Origin of the sequence: Bradyrhizobium uaiense, assembly GCF_010811875.1 — a bacterium.
Taxonomy (GTDB): Bacteria; Pseudomonadota; Alphaproteobacteria; order Rhizobiales; family Xanthobacteraceae; genus Bradyrhizobium; species Bradyrhizobium uaiense.
Window position 1 is genome coordinate 1 of record NZ_VKHP01000002.1, and the last position, 20,383, is coordinate 20,383.

Consider the following 20,383-nt stretch of genomic DNA (forward strand, 5'->3'; position numbering starts at 1 on the left):
GGGGTAAGCCCCGGGCGAGATATTGCAGTGAGTCTCCCTTTCGCAAATCTCGATTGCGCACTTCATTGAGACTGGAGAGAGCATGCCGTGCGGCACCCCTCTCCCTAACCCTCCCCCGCAAGGGGGGAGGGAGCCTGACTAGTGTGCTCACCTTACGAGAGCGCCTCCTGCTCCAACGCCACCGCCGACGGCGTCGGCACTTCGCAGCCGGTGGCGCAGCAGCGGCCGGGTTGCTTCGACACCCGCTGCCCCTCGTCGACGAGGCCGCGGCCGAGCAGGTTCTCGACCAGCTCGGCCTTCTCCATCACGGGATAGTTGCGCCAGATCTCGCGCTTCATCGCCTCGGGCGAGCCGCCGCCATGCAGCGAGATCACCGAGTACCAGCCGGCTTCGTGCGAGACGGTGAGGTCCTCGATCAACCGCGCCACCTCGGCGCGCTGCTCGGCCGGAATATCCGGACGCCCGCCCATCACGGCGGCGAGCGAAGCGCGCGTTTCCGGATTGTGGTCCTCGTCGGGACCCGGCAGCGCCACGATCAAGCCGCCGGAGACGTAATGCGCGACGCGGTGCATGTCGTAGATCTTGGTCGCGAGCAAGAGCTTGCCGATGTTCGAGAACACCGCATCCGGCATCACCGATCCCGCCGGGTCCCTGGTGCAATAGACCGAGGACGCGACGCCGCAGGCATAGAAGCTCTCGGTGATGGTGATCAGTTCGACCATCGCTTCGCGGATATGAGCGTGCTTCTCCGCGTCGAGCCCGTTGGCCTCGATCATCAACGCGCCGGCGCCGATCAGGAGATCCCCGAAGCCGGCGCGTGCGCCGATGCAGGAGTGGCGGTGATGCGTGGCGTAGGACGTGGTGAGGAAGCCGCCCTCCTCGGTCTCACCGGCGAGGAAGACGCGGTCGTGCGGCACGAACACGTCGTCGAAGATCACGACGCCGACCGACTGACCGTATTTCGCCGAGAATTTCGCCGCCGCGTCACCGGGCCGACCGGCCGGCCGCGCAACGATGGTGACGCCGGGCGCGTCGATCGGCACCGCGCAACAGACCGCAAAATCCTTGTCATCGGGCACATGGGTGCGGCACGGCATGACCAGGAATTCGTGCATGTAGGGCGCGCCTGTCACGATCGCCTTGGTGCCGCGGATCACGATGCCGTCGGCGCGGCGCTCCTTGATGTGGACATAGACGTCCGGATTGGATTGCAAGCCGGGACGCTTGGAGCGGTCGCCCTTGGCATCGGTCATGGCGACGCCGAGCGTCAGGTCCTGGTCCTGCACCTCGTGCAGATAGTTGAGGAAGCGCTGGCTATAATCGGTGCCGTGACGGTCGTCGGTCAGTTTCGTTGACTGATAGAGCCCATTGAGCGCGTCATGGCTGAGATAGCGCTGGGCACAGCCCGATGTCCTGCACACCAGCCGCACCGCCTCGAGCTTGTAGAGCAGGTCCTGCGAGCTCTCATTGATGTGGAGCATGCGGTTGACGGTCTTGCCGGAGGTCGCCTGCCGCGCCGTCATGATCGGCGCGTGCTCGGCGCGATGCGCGAAATCATAGGTCACGCCGACACCGGCAACACCCGGCGCCAGCAGCGGCTCGTCCGCGACGCTCGCCACGGCTTCGCCGTTGACGAACACCCGCGGCTTGTAGCGACGCAGGGATTCCCGGTAGTCCGCAGCCGTCATCAGCATGGCGCTTCTCCCTTGCTCATTTATTTTAGCACTGTTAAATTATTGAACACTGTTAGAATTGAGTCAAGAACGGATTCGGCCCGATGCAGATGCGCGAGAGCAGGAAGGAAGCGGTCAGCCGCCACAAGCGGGAGTTGATCCTCGATGCGGCGCGCAGCGTGTTCGCCGAGGAAGGTCTCGAGGGCGCGAGCCTGCGCGCGATCGCGACGCGGGCCGGCTACACCCCGGCTGCACTGTATTTCCACTTCGATTCAAAGGAAGCGATCTATGCCGAGGTGCTGCGGCAATCGCTGGCCTCGCTCGGCGAAGCCGTCGGCGCCGCGGTTGCGACGACACGCGGCGCCAAACAGAGGCTGCACGCGGCCGGCATGGGCTTCTTCCGCTACTACGCGGAGAACCCGCGCGATCTCGATCTCGGCTTCTATCTATTCCGTGGCGGCATGAAGCCGGCCGGGCTCGGCCATGACCGCGACCATGCGCTGAACGCCGCGCTGGAGGCCGCGCTGCATCCGATTGCGGAAGCCGCCGAAGCGCTCGGCGCGTCCAGGCCGAAGGCGAATATGGTGATGGTGGACTGCTTCGCCCACGCAACCGGCCTGCTGCTGTTGTTGCACACCGGCCGCATCAGGATGTTCGGCGCCTCGGCCCCCGACATGATGGACGCCTATCTGCGCGAGAAGATCGCACAGCTCGCCAGGGAGTGAGTTCACCTCACGTGAGGGACGCACCAGCGGTAGGGTTCCCTCCCCCCTTGCGGGGGAGGGTTGGGGAGAGGGGTACCACACGGGTGCTCTCTCGTTTGAATCTCAACGGCGCGCGACCGAGATTGCGATAGCGACGCTTCGATCAACTATCTCGCCCGGGGCTTACCCCTCTCCCCAACCCTCCCCCGCAAGGGGGAGGGAGCCTGACCAGCGTGCTCGCCTCACGTTGCAGCGACAGGCGCGGTCAGTCAGCGTCATTCCGGGGCGATGCGAAGCATCGAACCTCAGGTGCGCAATTGCGCACCGGGGAATCTCGAGATTCCACAATTCGCAATTGCGAATTGGGGTTCGCTTCGCGCCCCGGAATGACCTTCGGTCACTTTCCGTGGCTCTCGCGCATCTTGGCCTGGATCTTGGCCATGCCGCCGATCCAGCGGTCGTAGTTCTCGGTCTTCTTGCGCATGTAGCCGAGCACCTGCGGGTGCGGCAGGATCAGGAAGGTTTCCTGCTCGATGCCCTTGAGCGCGTCCTGCGCGACCTGCTCCGCGGTCAGATCGCCGTCGCCGGATTGCGGGCCCTTCGGGATCGAGCGCAGCATGTTGGTGTCGACGCCCTGCGGGCAGAGGATCGAGACCTTGATGTTGTCGGCGCGGTGCGAGATCGCGAGGTTCTCGGCAAAGCCGACCGCGGCATGCTTGGTGGTGGAGTAAGCGGGACTGCCGACCTGCGACAGCAGGCCCGCGGCGGAGATCGTATTGAGGAAATAGCCCTCGCCGCGCGCCTTCATGCGCGGCACCAGATGCCGCGCCGCATAGACATGCGCCATCACATGGATCGCCCAGCTCCGCGACCACGGCTCGTCCGAGGTGCCGCCGGCATTTTTCGACAGCGGATCGAAGCCGCCGCCGATGCCGGCATTGGAGCAGAACAGCGCGATCGGGCCGAACATGCGCTCGGTCTCCTCGATCACGTGCAGGATGTTCTTCTCCTGACCGACATCGCATTTGAACGCGGCGCCGCCGACCGAGGCCGCGACCTTCTCGGCCGCTGCATGATCGAGATCGACGACCACGACCTTGGATGCGCCGGCGGCGTGGAACGCCTCGCACAGCGCCTTGCCGATGCCATTGCCACCGCCGGTGACCACCACCACTTTCCCTGCCACCTGCATGGCCATCCTCCCGATATCTTTGCTTGCACACTGTCGATTTGCTCACCCACCCCTGTGTGTCCCGTCATCCTGAGGTGCGAGCCTTGCGCCGCACTTGCGCCGCTGGGCGAGCCTCGAAGGATGCACGGCCCGGCTGGTGGCCGTCGACCCTCCGAGACGCGCGTGCCGCGCTCCTCAGGGTGACGGGACAAGGCGGAGCGGGTATCACGAAACATGATAGCCCATCCGCGGCGGATGGCGAGAACTTCAGCTCGCCAGCACGACGTCGAACACCGCCGTGTAGTGGCAGGCGGCCCCGAGCAGCACGAAGCAGTGCCAGATCGCGTTCTGGAAGCGCAGCCGCCGCCAGGAGTGGAAGATCACGCCGAGGCTGTAGAGGATGCCGCCCGCCAGCACGAAGCCGAGCGCCATCGCCGGCAGCGCCTTGACGACGCGGTCGTAGAGCATGACGCCGCTCCAGCCCATCGCGAGATAAAGCCCGACCGACAGCCGGTCGAAGCGGCCGGGATAGGCGAGCTTCAGCCAGATCCCGACGATCGCCACGCACCACACGCCGACCAGCAGCGCGATCGCGAAAGTGCTGTCCTTCAGTTCCACGATGAACGGCGTATAGGTCGCGGCAATCAACAGATAGATCGCCGAGTGATCGAAGCGCCGCAGGATCCATTTGGCGCGCGACACCGGCCAGAGGTTATAGGTCGCCGACAGCATCAGCATCGCGAGCAGGCCCGCGACATAGACCGACACCACGGCAACATCGAACGGACCGGCATAGACTGCGGTCAGCACGATCAGCGCGGTGGCGGCAATCAGCCCGAAAGCGACGCCGACGAGATGGACGACGCCGTCGGCGATCAGCTCGGCGCGGTCGTAGTTCCACAACGCGGCGCCGGCCGCGTGGATCGAGGTCGAGGCAAGTTGCTTCAGGCGGAAGACCGTCATGCAGGCTTTCCTGTGGGCCGATGGACGATAGGTCGCGCGGGCAATTCCCTTGCAATCCCTCGCCTGCAAAGGCGCCGGAAATGTGAAGCTTGATTTTGGCCCGATAATCGCCACCTTGCGGGTGATCGCCCGCCCATTTTGGTCCCTCCTGCCGACTCTTTCCTTAACCCTCCATGCCCTCCAGGTTTCGAGATATCGTCGAGGAAGCGCGTCTCTCGGCGCGGGCACTGCTCGACTATAGCGAGGGTTTCTTCAACCCGACGGTGCGGCTCGGCGTCACCGGCCTGTCGCGCGCCGGCAAGACCGTGTTCATCACCGCGCTGGTGCATGGCCTGACCCGCGGCGGCCGCTTCCCGGTGTTCGAGGCCTACGCCTCGGGGCGGATCGCACGCGCTTACCTCGCTCCGCAGCCCGACGATGCGGTGCCGCGCTTCGCCTATGAGAACCATGTCCGTACATTGGTCGAGGAGCGGCGCTGGCCGAGCTCGACCACCGACATCTCCGAGCTGCGGCTGGTGATCGAGTATCAGCGGCAAAATGGCGCAGACCGCAAGCTCACCCTCGACATCGTCGACTATCCCGGCGAGTGGCTGCTCGACCTGCCGCTGCTGAACAAGAGCTACGAGCAATGGTCGGCGGACAGCCTCGCGCTGTCGCGCGAGGCGCTGCGCGCAAAACTCGCGGCGCCCTGGCACGCACACCTCACGACGCTGAAGCCCGAGGCCAAAGCGGTCGAGCAGGCTGCGCTCACCGCAGCAAGACTGTTCACCGATTATCTGCGCGCCTGCCGCGACGAACGTTTCGCGATGAGCCTGTTGCCGCCCGGCCGTTTCCTGATGCCAGGCAACCTCGCCGACACGCCGGCGCTGACCTTTGCGCCACTCGACGTGCCCGTGGACGAGAGCGCGCCCGACGGCTCGCTGTGGGCGATGATGCGGCGGCGTTACGAGTCCTACAAGGACGTCGTGGTGCGGCCGTTCTTCCGCGATCACTTCGCGCGGCTCGATCGCCAGATCGTGCTCGCCGATGCGCTTGCCGCATTCAATGCCGGCCCCGAGGCGCTGCACGACCTCGAGGCCGCGCTCGCCGGCATCCTCGACTGCTTCCGGATCGGTCGCAGCACGATCGTGAGCGCGCTGTTCCGCCCGCGCATCGACCGCATCCTGTTCGCAGCGACCAAGGCCGACCATCTGCACCACCAGAGCCATGACCGGCTCGAGGCCGTGCTGCGGCGGATCGTAGCGAAGGCCGCCGAGCGCGCCGAATATGCCGGCGCCGACATCGACGTGGTGGCACTCGCCGCGGTGCGCGCCACGCGCGAGGCGCAGGTCGCACGCGGCCGCGACCGGCTGCCGTCGATCCTCGGCACGCCGGCGCCGGGCGAAGTCGCCAACGGCGAGACGCTGGACGGCGAGACCGAGGTCGCGACGTTTCCCGGCGACCTGCCCGACAATCCGGAGGAGCTGTTCAACGGCGGATTCCGCGGCCTCTCGAGCTCAGGTGCCGAGGCCGCCGACTATCGTTTCCTGCGCTTCCGCCCGCCGAAGCTGGAACGAAATGGCGATGCGGAGCCGGCGCTGCCTCACATCCGCCTTGACCGCGCCCTCCAGTTCCTGATCGGAGACAAACTGCAATGAACGAGAAGACGCCCCCGCGGCGGCCGGCGACGTTCAAGCTCAACGATCCCGGCGTGGTCGTGATGGATCCGGACGCGGCCAGCCGTCTCACCCACGGCACGATCCAGATCGTTCCCGAGGTAGAGCCGGCGCAGCTCCCTGTGCCGGTCGATGCACCGCTGGTGCCCGCGCGCCGCGGCTTTCGCTGGGGCACGCTGTTCTGGAGCGCAGTCGCGGGCCTCGTGGTGCTCGGCACCGGGCTTGGCGTCCTCAATCTGGTCGAGGATCTGTTCGCACGCAACGAAGGGCTCGGCTTCCTCGGGCTGGCGCTTGCCGTCATCGCCACGGTGGCGCTCGCGGTCGTCACCACCCGCGAGCTCGTCGGCCTGGCGCGGCTGGCGACCATCGAGAAGCTGCATCTGCGCGCCGCGGAAGTGCTGATCAGCGATGACCGCGCTGCCAGCCGCGCCATCGTTGCCGATCTGCTCAAGCTCGCGCACCGGACACCGCAGCTCGCCCGCGCCCGCAGCGCGCTGCAGAGCCACACCGATGATATCATCGACGGCGCCGACATGATCCGCCTCGCCGAGCGCGAGCTGATGACGCCGCTCGACGAGGAGGCACGGCGGCTGGTGTCGTCAGCGGCGCAGCGCGTCTCGGTGGTCACCGCAGTCAGCCCGCGCGCGCTGTTCGACGTGCTGTTCGTGTTCGTGGCAAGCTTGCGGATGATCCGGCAGCTGGCGCGGCTCTATGGTGGCCGGCCGGGCGCGCTCGGCATGATCCGCCTGCTGCGCCATGTGATCGCGCATCTGGCGATCACCGGCGGCATGGCTGCGAGCGACAGCCTGATCCAGCAGATGCTCGGCCACGGCATCGCGGCGAAACTGTCACAGCGCCTCGGCGAAGGCATGCTCAACGGGCTGTTGACCGCCCGCCTCGGCCTCGCCGCGATCGACGTCACCCGCCCGCTCCCGTTCAACGCCCTGCCGCGCCCCGCGCTGACCGATCTGGCGAAGGATTTGATCCGCAAGCGCGAGGAAGAGGAATAGCTCTTCTTTTTTCCGCCCAAAGCGGCGCCCATTGCTGCGCCCTCTCCCCTTGTGGGAGAGGGCAGCTCAGTTGCTTGTCACAGGCTCACTTGGGTGAGGGGTTCTCTCCACGCGCACCTCGCCCGCGGAGAGAGACCCCTCATCCGGCAGCCTTCGGCTGCCACCTTCTCCCACAAGGGGAGAAGGTGATCTCGCAAGGCCCTGGGAGCATCGCCAGCACGCGCCAGCGGAAGAATGTCGTGTCCGGCGGCGGCGACAGATTTGGTGTCCATCCGCTGATCTTCTCCAGCGAATAGGTGTCCATCACCATGCCGCGCCAGCTCCGCGTCACGCGCTCCAGCGGTTGACGCACCGCTGACGTCTCGCTCCACAGCGGCAGATTGTTCTCGGGCTCACGCCCGACATAGATGCCGACGTGATCGCGGATCTGACTGATGCCCGGATCGGCAAAGCCCTGGAAGCGGCCGCGCTCGTTGATCTCGATCACGGGCACCCGCCCGCGCAGCATCCAGCGCAGCATCGCATAGGTGCGGTAGTCCGTGGTCGCGACCCAGGTCGCACCGGTCACCTGCACCTGCGCCAGGGTGCGCGCGGCCACCGCGTCGTATCCCGCCTCGGTGCCGATCGGATCGGTGCGGCCGATCAGATTCCACGGCCCGAACATGTAATAAAGGAAGACGCAGACCACGAAGACGATGCCGGTCGAAATCGCAGTCCTTGCCCAATAGACCGTCGATTTGACGAGCCCGATCGACCAGCCCTCGAACGGCATCCGTGTCACGTTGATGGCAACAGCGGCAAAGCCGGCCGGCCACAGAAACATCGGCCAGGTGTCGCCGACCCGCAAGGTCAGCGACTTCCAGAGAAAGTATGCAAACGGCACCAATACCGCGGTCGCCAGCAGGATCGCGACCGGCTCGCGCCTGACAAAGCCGCGCCATGCCGTCAACGCGGTGCCGAACAGCGTCACCGGCAGCAGCACGAATCCGACCAGGCCGAACTGCATGCCGATGAATTCGCCGAGAGTGCGAAAGGTCAGATCGCGGTCGACGGTGGCGCGCACCGCCTGGAAGCGGAACGAGGCCCAGTCGTGCTCCGCGTTCCAGATCAGCACCGGCGAGAACACGACGATCGCGATCAGCGCGGCGAGATAGGGATATGGGCTGCGCAGCCAGCGCCGGCGCCAGTCCGGCACCAGTGCAAAGGCGAGCACCGCCGGCGCAAACATGACCGCAGTGAATTTCGTCAACAGCGACAGCCCGGCGAACAGCCCCGCGGCGAGCCACCAGCGCCCGTCATTGCTTTGCGCGAGCCGCACCAGCGACCACAGCATCGCCACTGAAAACGGGATCAGCGCCGTGTCGGGCGCGACCTTGGCCATTAACAACCCGTAATAAAGCGCGGCCTCCGGCAGCAGCAGCGCCAGCATCACGGCGCGGACATTGTTCGATGTCGCGCGGCGGACGATGTCGGCGAGCAACAGCTGGGTGGCCAGCATCGCCACGATGCCACCGAGGCGGACGCCGAGATTGGTGTCGCCGAGAACAGCAGTGCCTGATCGGATGAACCATGCGACCATCGGGGGATGGTCGAGGAAAGAGAGCACGCTTTCCTTCGACCAGGTCCAGTAATAGGCCTCATCGGTGCGCAGATCGAGCGCATGGGCGTAGACGAGCCGCATCGCGGTCATGGCAACTATCACGGCGATGACGCCGCGCCAGTCCGGCGCGCGCGAACGGGCCGGTTTAACGCTGTTGTTATCGGCTCCGGGTTTGGCTTGGGCTATCGTCACGGCGCTTTTTGTTCGACTCTTAACGGAGTGTCAACGTTCCGCACCGCCCGCCATCACGGTCCGCCCCGACCCGTGGCGGTGTTCAGCGCGGGAATTAACCACTAGACTTGTCGATCATGAATCACATGGCCTCCCCCTCGCGCGAGCACCTGCAGGAAATGGCCCGCGGCGTCGGCCTGCGGCAGGTCCGCCTGGTGACGGGGGCGATCATGTTCGCCTACCTGATCAGCCATTTCCTCAACCACGCGCTCGGCAATATCTCGACCGAGGCGATGGCGATCGGGGTGCACTACCACGCCAAGTTCTGGCAGTTCCTGCCAGTCGCGATCGTGTTCTACAGCGCCTGCCTGGTGCACACCGCGCTCGGCATCTGGGCGCTGTATCAGCGCCGCGAGTTCCACTGGAAGGCGATCGAACCGCTGCAGCTCACGCTCGGCCTCAGCGTTCCGATGCTGATCGTTGCGCATGTTGTCGGCGTGCGGCTCGGCCAGACCCTGTACGGGCACGAAAAGCTCTACCCGCAGGAGCTGTACACCTTCTTCATCGCCTCGCCGCACCGGCTGTGGGTGATGCTGGCGGTGCTTGTGATCGCCTGGGTGCATGGCTGCATCGGCCTGTATTTCTGGCTGCGGCTGCGTCCGTTCTTCCAGCGCGCCGCGCCGTTCCTGCTCGCCGCGGCCGTGCTGATCCCGACGCTCGCCATGCTCGGCATCTATCAGGGCGGCCGCGCCACGATGGAGGACTATCAGGATGCCGACTGGCGGCGCGAGGAGCTGTCGGTACAGAAGCTCGGCACGGCGGCCCAGGGGACCACGCTCGAGAAGATCACCGATGACCTGAGCATTGGCTATCTCGCCCTGCTCGGCTTCGTGCTGCTCGCGCGCGGCGCGCGTGCCCTGCTGGAGCGCCGCGGCGGCATGATCGCGCTGTCCTATGGCAACGGTCGCACGCTGCGGGTGCCGAAGGGGCTGAGCGTGCTGGAGGCGAGCCTGCGCTACAACGTGCCGCATGCCAGCGTCTGCGGCGGCCGCGCGCGCTGCTCGACCTGCCGCATCCGCATCATCGGCGATCACGCCAAACTGCCCGAGCCCTCGCCGCGCGAAGCCTTCGTGCTGCACCGGGTCGGCACCGACGATCCGTCGATCCGGCTGGCCTGCCAGCTGCGGCCGACCGGCGACCTGACCTTTTTCCAGCTATTCCTGCCGCATACGATGTCGGCGAACTCGCACGCCTCCAATCCGACCCGGGTCGGCCAGGAGCGCTATCTCGTCAGCATGTTCGTCGACATGCGCGGCTCGACGCAGCTTGCCGAGAAGCGACTGCCGTTCGACACCGTGTTCATCGTCAACCGCTTCCTCGGGGCGGTGTCGCAGGCGGTGCTGGAGGCCGGCGGGCGGCCCAACCAGTTCATCGGCGACGGCATGCTGGCGCTGTTCGGGCTCTCTACCGACCGGCAGGTGGCATGCCGACAGGCACTGCGCGCCGCGGCACTGATTGCCGCCAACATCGACGAGCTGAACCAGTTCCTCAGCCACGATCTGCACGAGCCGATCCGCTTCGGCATCGGCATTCATGGCGGCGAGGTGATCGTCGGCGATATCGGCTATCGCGACCACATGGTGTTCACCGCGCTCGGCGATGCCGTCAACGTCGCGGCAAGGCTGCAGGACATGACGAAGGCGCTGGCCTGCGAGGCGGTCATCTCCGATGAGGTGCGCGTCACTGCTGGCCTCGCCGACGATGCCCTGCCGGCGCAGGAGGTCGCGATCCGCGGCCGCAACGAGCCGATGACCGTGCGCACGGTCGAGACGACGCGCGTCCTGTCCGCGCTGGTCGACGACCGGCGTGCCGTCGCGGCCTGACCGGTTCATCTCCCCTTTCAGCGAATGTGACCTGCCGCACATCCGAAGCTGCGTTCGGCGGGGATGCTCGAACGCGCCCGCTGCCGGATGCGACTGACTGGCGATGGGTAACACTGCAACCGCGCCGCGACAGAGTTCAACGCGCATCCGAAGGAGACGACCATGCTTCGCAAAGTCACGCTCGCTCTCGCTACCGCCGCAACCCTCGGTGCCGCCGCGCTGGCGCCGACCGCAGCTTCCGCCAAGCCGTTCTTCTGGCATCCGTACCACCATCACTTCTGGGGTGGCCCGGGCATCTCCGTCGGCTTCGTCGACTCCGGCTGCTACGCGACGCGCCTGGTGCTGACGCCCTACGGCTATCGCTATCGCACCGTGAACGTCTGCTACTGATCGAACCGACTACCTGGAATCGAAATGCCCCGGTCGCCTCATGCGATCGGGGCTTTTCGTTATTGCGATGCAACGCCGGCGACGCTGCGAAAGCTCAATTGACTCGCGGTTGCCAGGTGCGACATTTGTGGCCGCGCGCAGTTCATGATGCGAAGGCGCGCAAGGCAATCCGAGCCTGGTGATGACCAGCTCGGGACAGAACAGCTTCGGAGGAAGCGGAATGCTCGATCGACGAGACTTGATGAAGCGTGCCGGGTTGGCCGCTTTGGTGACGGGGCTGGGATCAAGGGGCGCATTCGCCCTCGACACCGTGACGCTGCCCTTTGGCAATGGCGAACGACCGCTGGTGCGCTACCCGCAGAAGCGCCCGATGATCGGCCTGACCGCCCGGCCGCCGCAGCTTGAAACGCCGTTTGCAATCTTCAACGACGGCCCGCTCACGCCGAACAACGCGTTCTTCGTCCGCTATCACCTCGCTGGCGTCCCCTACGACCTCGATCCGGACAAGTTCACGCTCGAAATCAAGGGCAAGGTCGACAAGCCGCTGAAGCTGTCGCTGAAGGACATCCGCAAGCTGAAGGCCGTCGAGCTCGTCGCGGTCAACCAGTGCTCCGGCAACAGCCGCGGCTTCTTCAATCCCCGCGTCGCCGGCGGCCAGCTCGGCAACGGGGCGATGGGCTGCGCGCGCTGGCACGGCGTGCCGCTGAAGACCGTGCTCGATATGGCCGGCGTGCAGGCCGGCGCCAAGCAGGTCACCTTCAACGGCATGGACGGTCCGGTGATGGAGACGACGCCCGATTTCGTCAAGGCGCTCGACATCGACCACGCGCGCGACGGCGAGGTGATGCTGGCCTGGGGCATGAACGGCGAGGATCTGCCGTTCCTCAACGGCTTCCCGCTCCGCCTCGTGGTGCCCGGCTACTACGGCACCTATTGGGTGAAGCACCTCAACGAGATCACTGTGATCGACAACGTGTTCGAAGGTTTCTGGATGAAATCCGCCTACCGGATTCCGGATACGCCGAACAACGCGGTCGAGCCCGGCACCGCACCGAAGGCGACGATCCCGATCAACCGCTTCACGGTACGCTCGTTCATTACCAGCGTTGCCGACGGCGCCGAGCTCAAGGCAGGCCGCACCACGCTGCGCGGCATCGCCTTCGACGGCGGCAAGGGCATCAAGGAGGTCGCGGTCTCGATCGACGGCGGCAAGAGCTGGACACCGGCGAAGCTCGGCAAGGACCTCGGCAAATACGCCTTCCGCGAATGGAAGCTGAAGGTCGCGCTGCCGGCAGGCCCCTCGGATCTGAAGGTGCGCGCCACCAATAATGCCGGCGACACCCAGCCGATGGACCCGTTGTGGAATCCGGCGGGCTATCTGCGCAACGTCGTCGAAACCGTGCGCGTCATCGCGGCGTGAGGAGAAGCAACATGACCAGCAAGCTGCTTGCCTCCCTCGCCGCGATCGCCATGCTGTCGATCGGCGCTGTGATCGCAGCGCCCGTCAACTACACGCTCCCCGAGGAGACCGCGGCCTTCAGGCCGGGCCCCAACCTCGACGTGGTGCAGAGCAACTGCACCGGCTGCCACTCGGCTGACTACATCAAAACCCAGCCGCAAGGCGAGAAGTTCAAGAAGGACTTCTGGCAGGCCGAGGTGACCAAGATGATCAAGGTCTACGGTGCGCCGATCGACCAGGCCGACGTCGGCAAGATCGTCGAGTATCTCTCCGCCACCTATTGAGACGCATCGGTCCATCGCCCCGCGCGCCGGCTGAAAACCCGCGCGCGGACCACCGATCCAGCTTGGGCTCGGCGGAACCGATCTGTTTTTGCAGCGCATCAATTGACCACGAAACAGGCAAACCGGCATGAAATCCCCGCAAAGCGGGTTGTTTCCGGTCAAAAACACACCGTCGTTTGATCTACCCAGCTTTTTCCAAACTGCTATCCTGTGCGGCGCGGACTAGCCGGTTTTTGCGGGGACCGGTTGGTCTGTTTTCGATTGATTCCGCGGAGACGACTGGAATGCCCAAAGGTACAGTGAAGTGGTTCAACCCGACCAAGGGTTATGGATTCATCCAGCCCGCATCGGGCGGCAAGGACATTTTCGTCCATATTTCAGCAGTTCAGAAGGCTGGTCTTCAGAGCCTCAACGAAGGCCAGTCAGTTGAATACGAAGAAATTGCAAATCGCGGCAAGACGTCAGCCGAGAACCTCAAGGTCTAGCGTATCCGCGCCAGATCCAGCGGCGCACTCTCGGACCCGATCCGGGAGTGAGGGCCGATCCCAAATCCACACGACGTGACGTTCGGCGGAGCGGGCACGACGCCCGCGCGCCTCGCCTTTGATTTTTTCGGCCGCCATCGCCGGCGTGCCGACGTTTATCCTTTACTCCGGGATGGCGCGCGCTGCTGAGTTGCCGCCTCACAGACAAGTGCCGCCCTGGCCGGTGCCGCACGGCACCCGCTTCGAGAATTCCTGGACCTTGCGCTTCGACTCGGCCTGCGCCAGCACGTCGAACACGCTCGATGGCGTGAGCTGCGTCGCCTTGCGGAAGTCCTCGGTCGCCTTGTCGGCATGGTTGAGCGCCTCATGCGCCTTGGCACGGGCGAACAGGCCCTCCACCGTCTCCTTTTGCGCAATCGCCCGGTCGAGATCGTCGACCGCCTTGTCGTAGTTGCGCAGCGCCGACCAGGTGATGCCGCGCAAGGTCAGCGCCGGCTGATAATCGGGCCGCGCAGCGAGAACGAAGTTGAGATCCTTCATCGCGTCATCCGGCTTCTTCAGCCCGAGATAGGCCCGCGCGCGCAGCACATGCGGGAAGGCGTCGTTGGGCGTCCGCGTAACGATCTGGTCGAAGGCGGCGATCGCGCGGTCGTATTGGGAAGAGGTTAGCATCGCGAGGCCGCGGCCGAGTTGGGCCGTGGGATTGTTGGGGCTTCGCTCCAGCACGGCGTTGATATCGACCAGTCCCTCATCGGCACGGCCCTTGAGCATCAGCGCAAGGCCCCGCCACGATTTGGCGATCAAATTGGTCGGCACCAGCGCCAGGGCCTGATCGAAATCCAGCAGCGCCTTGTCGAGCTGGTTGAGGCTGATATAGGCGAGCCCACGTTCGGTGAAGGCGAGCGTCTCCTTGGCATTGAGCGAGATCGAATGATCATAGTCGGCGAGCGCATCCTGCACCTTGCCGGTGCCGGCCTTGACGAGGCCGCGCGCCAGATAAGCCAGCGAATTGTTCTGGTCGAGCGTGATGGCGCGGCCGGCATCAGTCATGGCCTCATCGAACTGTCGCATGCCGGCAGCGTTGAGCGCGCGGAACGCCAGCAACTGGGGATCGTCCGGCTTGAGCTTGAGCAGATCGCTGAGATCGTTGCGCGCCTCCGCCATCCGGCCGAGCCGTGAATAGGCCACCGCGCGCAGGCGCAGCGCAGTCTCGTTGCGGTGATCGCCGCTCAGCACTTGAGTGAGATTGGCGACGGCGCCCGCGTAGTTGCCCTGCGCGACGAACTGCTTGGCCTGCTCGACCTGCTGGTTGCCTGCGGCGGCCGGCGCCGGCGCGGTTGGGCGCGTCGGGTTTACGCCCGGAGCCGGTGTTGCCGGCGATTGCGGTGCGGCGCCGGCTTCGGCGAGCTCGGCCTGCATCGCGAGCGCCTGCTGGCGCTGCTGCTGAATCTCCTTGTTGTCGGGAAGAACCTTCAACAGCCAGTCGAAGTCGCCAATGGCGCGGACATAGTCGCCCTTGGCGCTGTACAGCTGGGCGCGGGCAAAATAGGCGTTGCGCTCGGTCTGCGGCGCCTGCGCGATCGCGCGCGAGAAATCCTCGATCGCATGATCGATGTCGCCCTTGCGGCGATAGGCCTGGCCGCGCCAGTAGAACGCATTCGGCGAGCTTGCGTTGACGGCAATCGCGGTGTCGGCGTCGGCCAGCGCCGCATCGGGCTGTCCGGATTCGACATAGGCCCGCGCGCGCCCGACATGGGCCGCAGGGAGATCCTGCCGCAGCGTGATCGCCTGGCCGTAATCCGAGATCGCATCGGCCCAGGCACGCTGGTCGGCGCGCAGATTGCCGCGCGCCAGGAAGCCGAACGGATTCTTCGGTTCGAGCTCGATCGCGCGATCGAAATCGGCGCGGGCCTGATCGAGGCTGCCCTTGCGCTGCCGAACATAGCCGCGCGCAATCAGTGCCGGCACGAATTGTGGGCTGAGCTGCACCGCCGCATCGGCATCGCTCAGGGCCTGATCGATCTTGTTGCGGGCGATATAGAAGCGAGAGCGGCCCGCGAACGCCTTGGTGCGGTCCTCCGCGGAGCGTGCGGCATCGTTGATGATATCAGAGCACGCCGCCTCGGCCTTCTCGGTCGGCGGTCCGCTGCAGTCCTCGACATCGCCCGCGCGGGCCGGGCTGGCCAGCACAGGCGACAGCAGCAGCGCAAGCGCCGGCAACAATGGGAAACGAATGCCGCTGCTGGCAGCATCGACGCAAATCGAACGTGAACGCATGACGTAGCCTCGGGTTGACCGAATGCTGCCCGTGTTAACGCGTCACTTGGCTCTTATGGTGATGGGTGGTGAACGAATTTTTGGAACCATTGAGTGCGGTTCCAGCGTCAAATGACAGAGATCGATATCCCTGCGCAATCAATCGGGATGGTGCGCCACGGAACAGGCGCGGCGGCGACACTCAGCCGTTCAATCTTCCGTCACCCATTTGGCGACGGTCATGACGTCAGGCGGTTGCAGATAGCCGCGGGGCCAGAGATCGACGGCCCATTCCACCTTGGTGGCGCGTTCGAGCAGAACGGCGGTGTTGTGAGGCGTTTGCCCCAACGAGAACCCGCGATAGTGAGGATCGCCGACGTCGTGGAACTTGAACAGGTTCCACGACTGCATCACCAGCATCAGGCTGGTCGTGTTGCGCGTCGTGTCCCAGCAATCGAAATTGTGCTTGTCGTCGTTGGCGCGGAAATCCGCTTTCGCCACACGCTTGTCGGTACCGAGGATCGGCCCCATCCGGCGGTCGAACCAGATCACGGCCTTTTGCACGGCTGCGCGCTCGGCAGCGGCGTTGGCGCGGCCCGTGGCCATGATCTTGCTCAAGGCCGCCCTGTCGGCGGCATTGAAGTCGAGCATCTCGCGGCGCCGGCAGACGAAGCCGTAACAGACGGTCATCGTCGAGGCCGACGGCGGATAAATCGAGACCGAGGTATAGAGCTGCATGACGCCCGAGCTGAGCTCGGCCGCGCGAACCGGCACCACTGACGGCAGCGAGAGCATGAGCACGGCAAGCGCACCGGCAAATCCGGCCCGCTTCATTCGTATCGGCTGATCGGCGTCTTTCATGAACCACTGCCCTACCCTGCGAGACAGGATTATCGCGGGCGCATCACGATGCCAATACATTCGGCGCATGGCTGTGGATCACATCAAACGGCCCTCAACCGACCGGCAGCGGCGCGTCGCGCTTGACTTCCTCCATCACCGCGTAGGTTCGCGTCTCGCGCACGCCCGGCAGCGCCAGCAGGGTCTCGCCGAGAAACCTGCGATAGGCGGTCATGTTGGCGACGCGCGCCTTGACCAGGTAGTCGAAGCCGCCGGCCACCATGTGACACTCCAGCACTTCCGGCGCGGTCTGGACCGCCTTGGCGAAGCGCTCGAACACGTCGGGCGTGGTCTTGTCGAGCAGCACCTCGACGAACACCAGCAGGCCGAGCCCAAGCCGGTGCGGGTTGAGCCGCGCACCATAGCCCTCGACGAAGCCGTCGCGCTGCAGCCGCTTCAGCCGCTCGCCGACCGAGGTCGGCGACAAGCCGATCCGCTCGGCCAGCTCCACATTGGCAATCCTGCCATCCCCTTGCAGGATCGAGAGGATTTTGCGGTCTATCTTGTCTATCTCTGCCATATCTACGGAAGTATCTGAACTGATCCTTATTTTCTAAGGCAAATCTGCTAATTTGTCTATCGAACTACGGTCCACGGGCGCGTAGGAGTTCCCGTGCAATGCTGCCTAAGGAACCGCCCATGCCAGACCCGCTCCCGCCGCCGTTCAGCGCGCCCTACGCACCCGATGACACAGCGATCGCCGGCCGCCTGCGCCATGACGCGAGGCTTGGCGCGGAAGCGGAGGCCCGGATCGATCGCAGCGCGACGCGCCTGATCGAGGCGATCCGGGCGAACGACGATCCGCTCGGCGGGGTCGAGGACATGCTCCGGGAGTTCGCGCTGTCGACCAAGGAGGGGCTGGCGCTGATGGTGCTGGCGGAGGCACTGCTGCGGGTGCCTGATGCACGCACCGCCGACCAGTTCATCGAGGACAAGCTCGGCCAGGGCGACTTCGTCAACCACGAGACCAAATCCAGCGCGTTCCTGGTCAACGCCTCGGCCTGGGCGCTCGGCATGTCCGCGCGGGTGATCCAGCCCGGTGAAACACCGCAGGGAACGATAGGTCGGCTGACCAAGCGGCTCGGTGCACCGGCGGTGCGCGCCGCGACACGGCAGGCGATGCGGCTGATGGGCAGCCATTTCGTGCTCGGCGAGACCATCGAGGCGGCGCTGTCACGTGCGCAATCGCACACGGCGCGCGGCTCGCGCTATTCCTTCGACATGCTCGGCGAAGGCGCGCGCACAGCCGACGACGCCCATCGCTATTTCGAATCCTACGCCCGCGCGATCGAGGCGATCGGCAAGGCGGCCGGCGATCAGGCCCTGCCCGACCGGCCCGGCATCTCGGTGAAGCTCTCCGCACTGCATCCGCGTTTCGAGGCGGTGAGCCATGCGCGAGTCATGACCGAATTGGTGCCGCAGCTGATCGACCTCGCGCGCCGCGCCAAGGCGTTCGACCTCAACTTCACCGTCGATGCCGAGGAGGCCGACCGGTTGGAGCTGTCGCTCGACGTGATCGCCGTCGCATTCGCCGACCCGTCGCTCGCCGGCTGGAGCGGCTTTGGCCTCGCGATCCAGGCCTATCAGAAGCGCGCCGCCGACGTGATCGACTACATCGATGCACTCACGCGCGCGCTCGACCGCAGGATGATGGTGCGCCTGGTCAAGGGCGCCTATTGGGACACCGAGATCAAGCGCGCGCAGGAGCGCGGGCTCGACGGCTATCCGGTGTTCACTCGCAAGGCGATGACCGATTTGAACTATGTCGCCTGCGCGCGAAAACTGCTGGCGTTGCGGCCGCGGCTGTTTCCGCAATTCGCCACCCACAACGCGCTGACGGTCGCGACCATCCTCGAACTCGCGGATGACCCAACGAGCTTCGAATTCCAGCGGCTGCACGGCATGGGCGAGGCGCTCTACGCGCAGCTCGGCGAGGACAGGCCCGAAATCGCCCACCGCACCTATGCGCCGGTCGGCAGCCATCGCGATCTGCTCGCCTATCTGGTGCGGCGCCTGCTCGAGAACGGCGCCAACTCGTCCTTCGTGGCGCTGGCCGCGGACAACCGTGTATCCATCGTCGACCTGTTGCGCCGCCCGGCCGAGATCATCGGAGCTGACAACAATGCCGCGCACTCCGGAATTCCGTTGCCGGTCGATCTCTATCGGCCGCAGCGGGAGAATTCGCACGGCGTCGAGCTCGGCGAACGAAAGGCGCTCCAAACGTTGACGTCGGCGATCGCGGCCGAGCGCAAGGCCTCGCCTGCGATCAACACGTCCACCGCCGAGCAGACGAATGCCGTCATCACGGCTGCGCAGCGTGGCTTCAAGGCCTGGAACGGCACGCCGGCCGCACAACGTGCGGCGATCCTCGACAAGGCCGCCGATCTGCTGGAGCAGCGCCGCGCGCATTTCCTCGCTCTGCTGCAAAGCGAGGGCGGCAAGACGCTCGACGACGCACTCTCCGAGGTGCGCGAAGCGATCGATTTCTGCCGCTACTATGCAGCGCTCGGCCAACAGCTGTTCGGCAAGGGCGAAACGATGCCGGGGCCGACCGGCGAAAGCAACGTGCTTGAATTGCGCGGCCGCGGCGCGTTCGTCGCGATCTCGCCGTGGAATTTCCCGCTCGCAATTTTTCTCGGCCAAATCACGGCGGCGCTGATGGCCGGCAATGCAGTGATCGCAAAGCCGGCCGAGCTGACGCCGCGGATCGCAGCCGAGGCTATCGTCCTGCTACATCAAGCCGGCGTGCCTGAAACGGCCCTGCATCTGGTGCAGGGCGACGGCGCGGTCGGCGCCGCGTTGGTCAGCCATCCCGCCATCGCCGGCGTGGTCTTCACCGGATCCACGGAAGTGGCGCGCTCGATCCACCGGACGCTGGCGGCCAAGGATGGCCCGATCGTGCCGCTGATCGCCGAGACCGGCGGCATCAATGCGATGGTCGTCGATGCCACCGCGCTGCCGGAGCAGGTCGCCGATGATGTCGTCACTTCAGCGTTCCGCTCCGCCGGCCAGCGCTGCTCGGCGTTGCGTCTGCTGTTCGTCCAGGACGACGTCGCCGACCGCATGATCGAGATGATCGCGGGCGCCGCGCGCGAATTGAAGATCGGCGATCCCTCCGAGCCATCGACGCAAATCGGACCGGTGATCGATGCCGAGGCCAAGCAGCGGCTGGACGCGCATATCGCGCGGATGAAGCAGGAAGCGCGGGTGCATCTCGCCGCCGAGGCGCCGGCAGGCAATTTCGTTGCGCCGCACATCTTCGAACTGTCGGCGGCAAGCCAGCTCACCGAGGAGGTGTTCGGCCCGATCCTGCATGTCGTGCGCTACCGGGCGGAGCGGCTCGGCGATGTGCTGGCTGCGATCGAGGCGACCGGTTTCGGGCTGACGCTCGGCATCCATTCCCGCATCGACGACACCATCGAACACGTGATCGACCGCCTCCAGGTCGGCAACATCTATGTCAACCGCAACATGATCGGCGCAGTCGTCGGCGTGCAGCCGTTCGGCGGCAGCGGCCTGTCCGGTACCGGTCCCAAGGCCGGCGGCCCGCATTACCTGACGCGCTTCGCCACCGAGCAGACGATCACGATCAACACCGCTGCTGCCGGCGGCAATGCAGCGCTGATGGCGGGGGTGGAGTAGGTCTACCGTCATTGCGAGGAGCGAAGCGACGAAGCAATCCATCTATCCCCGCGCCGAGGTATGGATTGCTTCGCTTCGCTCGCAATGACGCCTCAACAACCCGTTGCATCGTGCCTCCGAGATGGGTCAAATGGCGG

16 protein-coding genes are annotated in these 20,383 nt (G+C 65.6%); 9 read left to right on the forward strand and 7 right to left on the reverse strand.

What is annotated here, in order from left to right; all coding sequences use genetic code 11:
* Positions 1 to 152: 152 nt before the first annotated feature.
* Positions 153 to 1,694, reverse strand: coding sequence for a 4-hydroxyphenylacetate 3-hydroxylase family protein (locus FNJ47_RS00580; RefSeq protein WP_163149410.1), 1,542 nt, complete (start codon positions 1,692 to 1,694; stop codon positions 153 to 155).
* 83 nt (positions 1,695 to 1,777) lie between these two features.
* Here FNJ47_RS00580 and FNJ47_RS00585 point away from each other — a divergent pair, with 83 nt between their 5' ends.
* Positions 1,778 to 2,398, forward strand: a complete 621-nt coding sequence (locus FNJ47_RS00585; protein WP_163149411.1) for a TetR/AcrR family transcriptional regulator — start codon at positions 1,778 to 1,780, stop codon at positions 2,396 to 2,398.
* 376 nt (positions 2,399 to 2,774) lie between these two features.
* On the opposite strand, the gene FNJ47_RS00590 is transcribed toward FNJ47_RS00585, so the two are convergent.
* Positions 2,775 to 3,569 carry an SDR family oxidoreductase gene (locus FNJ47_RS00590; protein ID WP_163149412.1) on the reverse strand — a complete coding sequence of 265 codons (795 nt, stop codon included), beginning with the start codon at positions 3,567 to 3,569 and terminating at the stop codon, positions 2,775 to 2,777.
* A 246-nt stretch (positions 3,570 to 3,815) separates the two neighbouring features.
* A complete protein-coding gene (trhA, locus tag FNJ47_RS00595; RefSeq protein ID WP_163149413.1) occupies positions 3,816 to 4,511 on the reverse strand; it encodes a PAQR family membrane homeostasis protein TrhA in 696 nt (231 codons plus the stop codon).
* A gap of 173 nt (positions 4,512 to 4,684) precedes the next feature.
* Here trhA and FNJ47_RS00600 point away from each other — a divergent pair, with 173 nt between their 5' ends.
* Both FNJ47_RS00600 and FNJ47_RS00605 read left to right on the forward strand, forming a co-directional pair.
* Positions 4,685 to 6,148, forward strand: coding sequence for a YcjX family GTP-binding protein (locus FNJ47_RS00600; protein ID WP_163149414.1), 1,464 nt, complete (start codon positions 4,685 to 4,687; stop codon positions 6,146 to 6,148).
* Complete coding sequence (locus FNJ47_RS00605) at positions 6,145 to 7,176, forward strand: YcjF family protein (RefSeq protein ID WP_163149416.1); 1,032 nt, start codon at positions 6,145 to 6,147, stop codon at positions 7,174 to 7,176. Before FNJ47_RS00600 ends, FNJ47_RS00605 begins: the two co-directional genes overlap by 4 nt.
* Before the next feature lie 139 nt (positions 7,177 to 7,315).
* On the opposite strand, the gene FNJ47_RS00610 is transcribed toward FNJ47_RS00605, so the two are convergent.
* The gene (locus tag FNJ47_RS00610) at positions 7,316 to 8,866 is read right to left on the reverse strand and encodes a glycosyltransferase family 39 protein (RefSeq protein WP_347341593.1); all 1,551 of its coding nucleotides are present in this window, start codon (positions 8,864 to 8,866) and stop codon (positions 7,316 to 7,318) included.
* Between the two features lie 218 nt (positions 8,867 to 9,084).
* On the opposite strand from FNJ47_RS00610, the gene FNJ47_RS00615 reads away from it, so the two are divergent.
* The 5 genes from FNJ47_RS00615 (at position 9,085) to FNJ47_RS00635 (ending at position 13,448) form a co-directional block, all read left to right on the forward strand.
* A complete protein-coding gene (locus tag FNJ47_RS00615) occupies positions 9,085 to 10,830 on the forward strand; it encodes an adenylate/guanylate cyclase domain-containing protein (protein ID WP_430649337.1) in 1,746 nt (581 codons plus the stop codon).
* Between the two features lie 162 nt (positions 10,831 to 10,992).
* Entirely contained in the window at positions 10,993 to 11,220 is a 228-nt protein-coding gene (locus FNJ47_RS00620) for a hypothetical protein (protein ID WP_163149418.1), read from the forward strand.
* 220 nt (positions 11,221 to 11,440) lie between these two features.
* Entirely contained in the window at positions 11,441 to 12,640 is a 1,200-nt protein-coding gene (gene sorA, locus FNJ47_RS00625) for a SorA family sulfite dehydrogenase catalytic subunit (protein WP_163149420.1), read from the forward strand.
* Between the two features lie 11 nt (positions 12,641 to 12,651).
* Positions 12,652 to 12,963, forward strand: coding sequence for a SorB family sulfite dehydrogenase c-type cytochrome subunit (gene sorB / locus FNJ47_RS00630; RefSeq protein ID WP_163149422.1), 312 nt, complete (start codon positions 12,652 to 12,654; stop codon positions 12,961 to 12,963).
* Between the two features lie 284 nt (positions 12,964 to 13,247).
* Complete coding sequence (locus FNJ47_RS00635) at positions 13,248 to 13,448, forward strand: cold-shock protein (protein ID WP_163149424.1); 201 nt, start codon at positions 13,248 to 13,250, stop codon at positions 13,446 to 13,448.
* Positions 13,449 to 13,646: 198 nt separating this feature from the next.
* Here FNJ47_RS00635 and FNJ47_RS00640 read toward each other — a convergent pair whose 3' ends face one another.
* The 3 genes from FNJ47_RS00640 to FNJ47_RS00650 all read right to left on the reverse strand — a co-directional run bounded on the left by FNJ47_RS00640 (position 13,647) and on the right by FNJ47_RS00650 (position 17,124).
* A complete protein-coding gene (locus FNJ47_RS00640) occupies positions 13,647 to 15,725 on the reverse strand; it encodes a tetratricopeptide repeat protein (protein WP_163149426.1) in 2,079 nt (692 codons plus the stop codon).
* A gap of 189 nt (positions 15,726 to 15,914) precedes the next feature.
* Positions 15,915 to 16,538 (reverse strand): hypothetical protein, encoded by a 624-nt coding sequence (locus FNJ47_RS00645; protein WP_163149638.1) that lies wholly within the window; start codon positions 16,536 to 16,538, stop codon positions 15,915 to 15,917.
* A gap of 121 nt (positions 16,539 to 16,659) precedes the next feature.
* Positions 16,660 to 17,124, reverse strand: coding sequence for an Lrp/AsnC ligand binding domain-containing protein (locus FNJ47_RS00650; protein ID WP_163149428.1), 465 nt, complete (start codon positions 17,122 to 17,124; stop codon positions 16,660 to 16,662).
* 119 nt (positions 17,125 to 17,243) lie between these two features.
* Between FNJ47_RS00650 and putA the strand changes: the two genes are divergently transcribed.
* Positions 17,244 to 20,246: a bifunctional proline dehydrogenase/L-glutamate gamma-semialdehyde dehydrogenase PutA gene (gene putA, locus FNJ47_RS00655; protein WP_163149430.1), complete on the forward strand. Its 3,003-nt coding sequence runs from the start codon at positions 17,244 to 17,246 to the stop codon at positions 20,244 to 20,246.
* Positions 20,247 to 20,383: the final 137 nt, after the last annotated feature.

Bases quoted from the DNA above. Each gene is read 5' to 3' on its own strand.
- FNJ47_RS00580 (WP_163149410.1), bottom strand. From the start codon at position 1,694: ATGCTGATGACGGCTGCGGACTACCGGGAATCCCTGCGTCGCTACAAG.
- FNJ47_RS00585 (WP_163149411.1), top strand. From the start codon at position 1,778: ATGCAGATGCGCGAGAGCAGGAAGGAAGCGGTCAGCCGCCACAAGCGG.
- FNJ47_RS00590 (WP_163149412.1), bottom strand. From the start codon at position 3,569: ATGCAGGTGGCAGGGAAAGTGGTGGTGGTCACCGGCGGTGGCAATGGC.
- trhA (WP_163149413.1), bottom strand. From the start codon at position 4,511: ATGACGGTCTTCCGCCTGAAGCAACTTGCCTCGACCTCGATCCACGCG.
- FNJ47_RS00600 (WP_163149414.1), top strand. From the start codon at position 4,685: ATGCCCTCCAGGTTTCGAGATATCGTCGAGGAAGCGCGTCTCTCGGCG.
- FNJ47_RS00605 (WP_163149416.1), top strand. From the start codon at position 6,145: ATGAACGAGAAGACGCCCCCGCGGCGGCCGGCGACGTTCAAGCTCAAC.
- FNJ47_RS00610 (WP_347341593.1), bottom strand. From the start codon at position 8,866: ATGACCGCGATGCGGCTCGTCTACGCCCATGCGCTCGATCTGCGCACC.
- FNJ47_RS00615 (WP_430649337.1), top strand. From the start codon at position 9,085: ATGAATCACATGGCCTCCCCCTCGCGCGAGCACCTGCAGGAAATGGCC.
- FNJ47_RS00620 (WP_163149418.1), top strand. From the start codon at position 10,993: ATGCTTCGCAAAGTCACGCTCGCTCTCGCTACCGCCGCAACCCTCGGT.
- sorA (WP_163149420.1), top strand. From the start codon at position 11,441: ATGCTCGATCGACGAGACTTGATGAAGCGTGCCGGGTTGGCCGCTTTG.
- sorB (WP_163149422.1), top strand. From the start codon at position 12,652: ATGACCAGCAAGCTGCTTGCCTCCCTCGCCGCGATCGCCATGCTGTCG.
- FNJ47_RS00635 (WP_163149424.1), top strand. From the start codon at position 13,248: ATGCCCAAAGGTACAGTGAAGTGGTTCAACCCGACCAAGGGTTATGGA.
- FNJ47_RS00640 (WP_163149426.1), bottom strand. From the start codon at position 15,725: ATGCGTTCACGTTCGATTTGCGTCGATGCTGCCAGCAGCGGCATTCGT.
- FNJ47_RS00645 (WP_163149638.1), bottom strand. From the start codon at position 16,538: ATGAAGCGGGCCGGATTTGCCGGTGCGCTTGCCGTGCTCATGCTCTCG.
- FNJ47_RS00650 (WP_163149428.1), bottom strand. From the start codon at position 17,124: ATGGCAGAGATAGACAAGATAGACCGCAAAATCCTCTCGATCCTGCAA.
- putA (WP_163149430.1), top strand. From the start codon at position 17,244: ATGCCAGACCCGCTCCCGCCGCCGTTCAGCGCGCCCTACGCACCCGAT.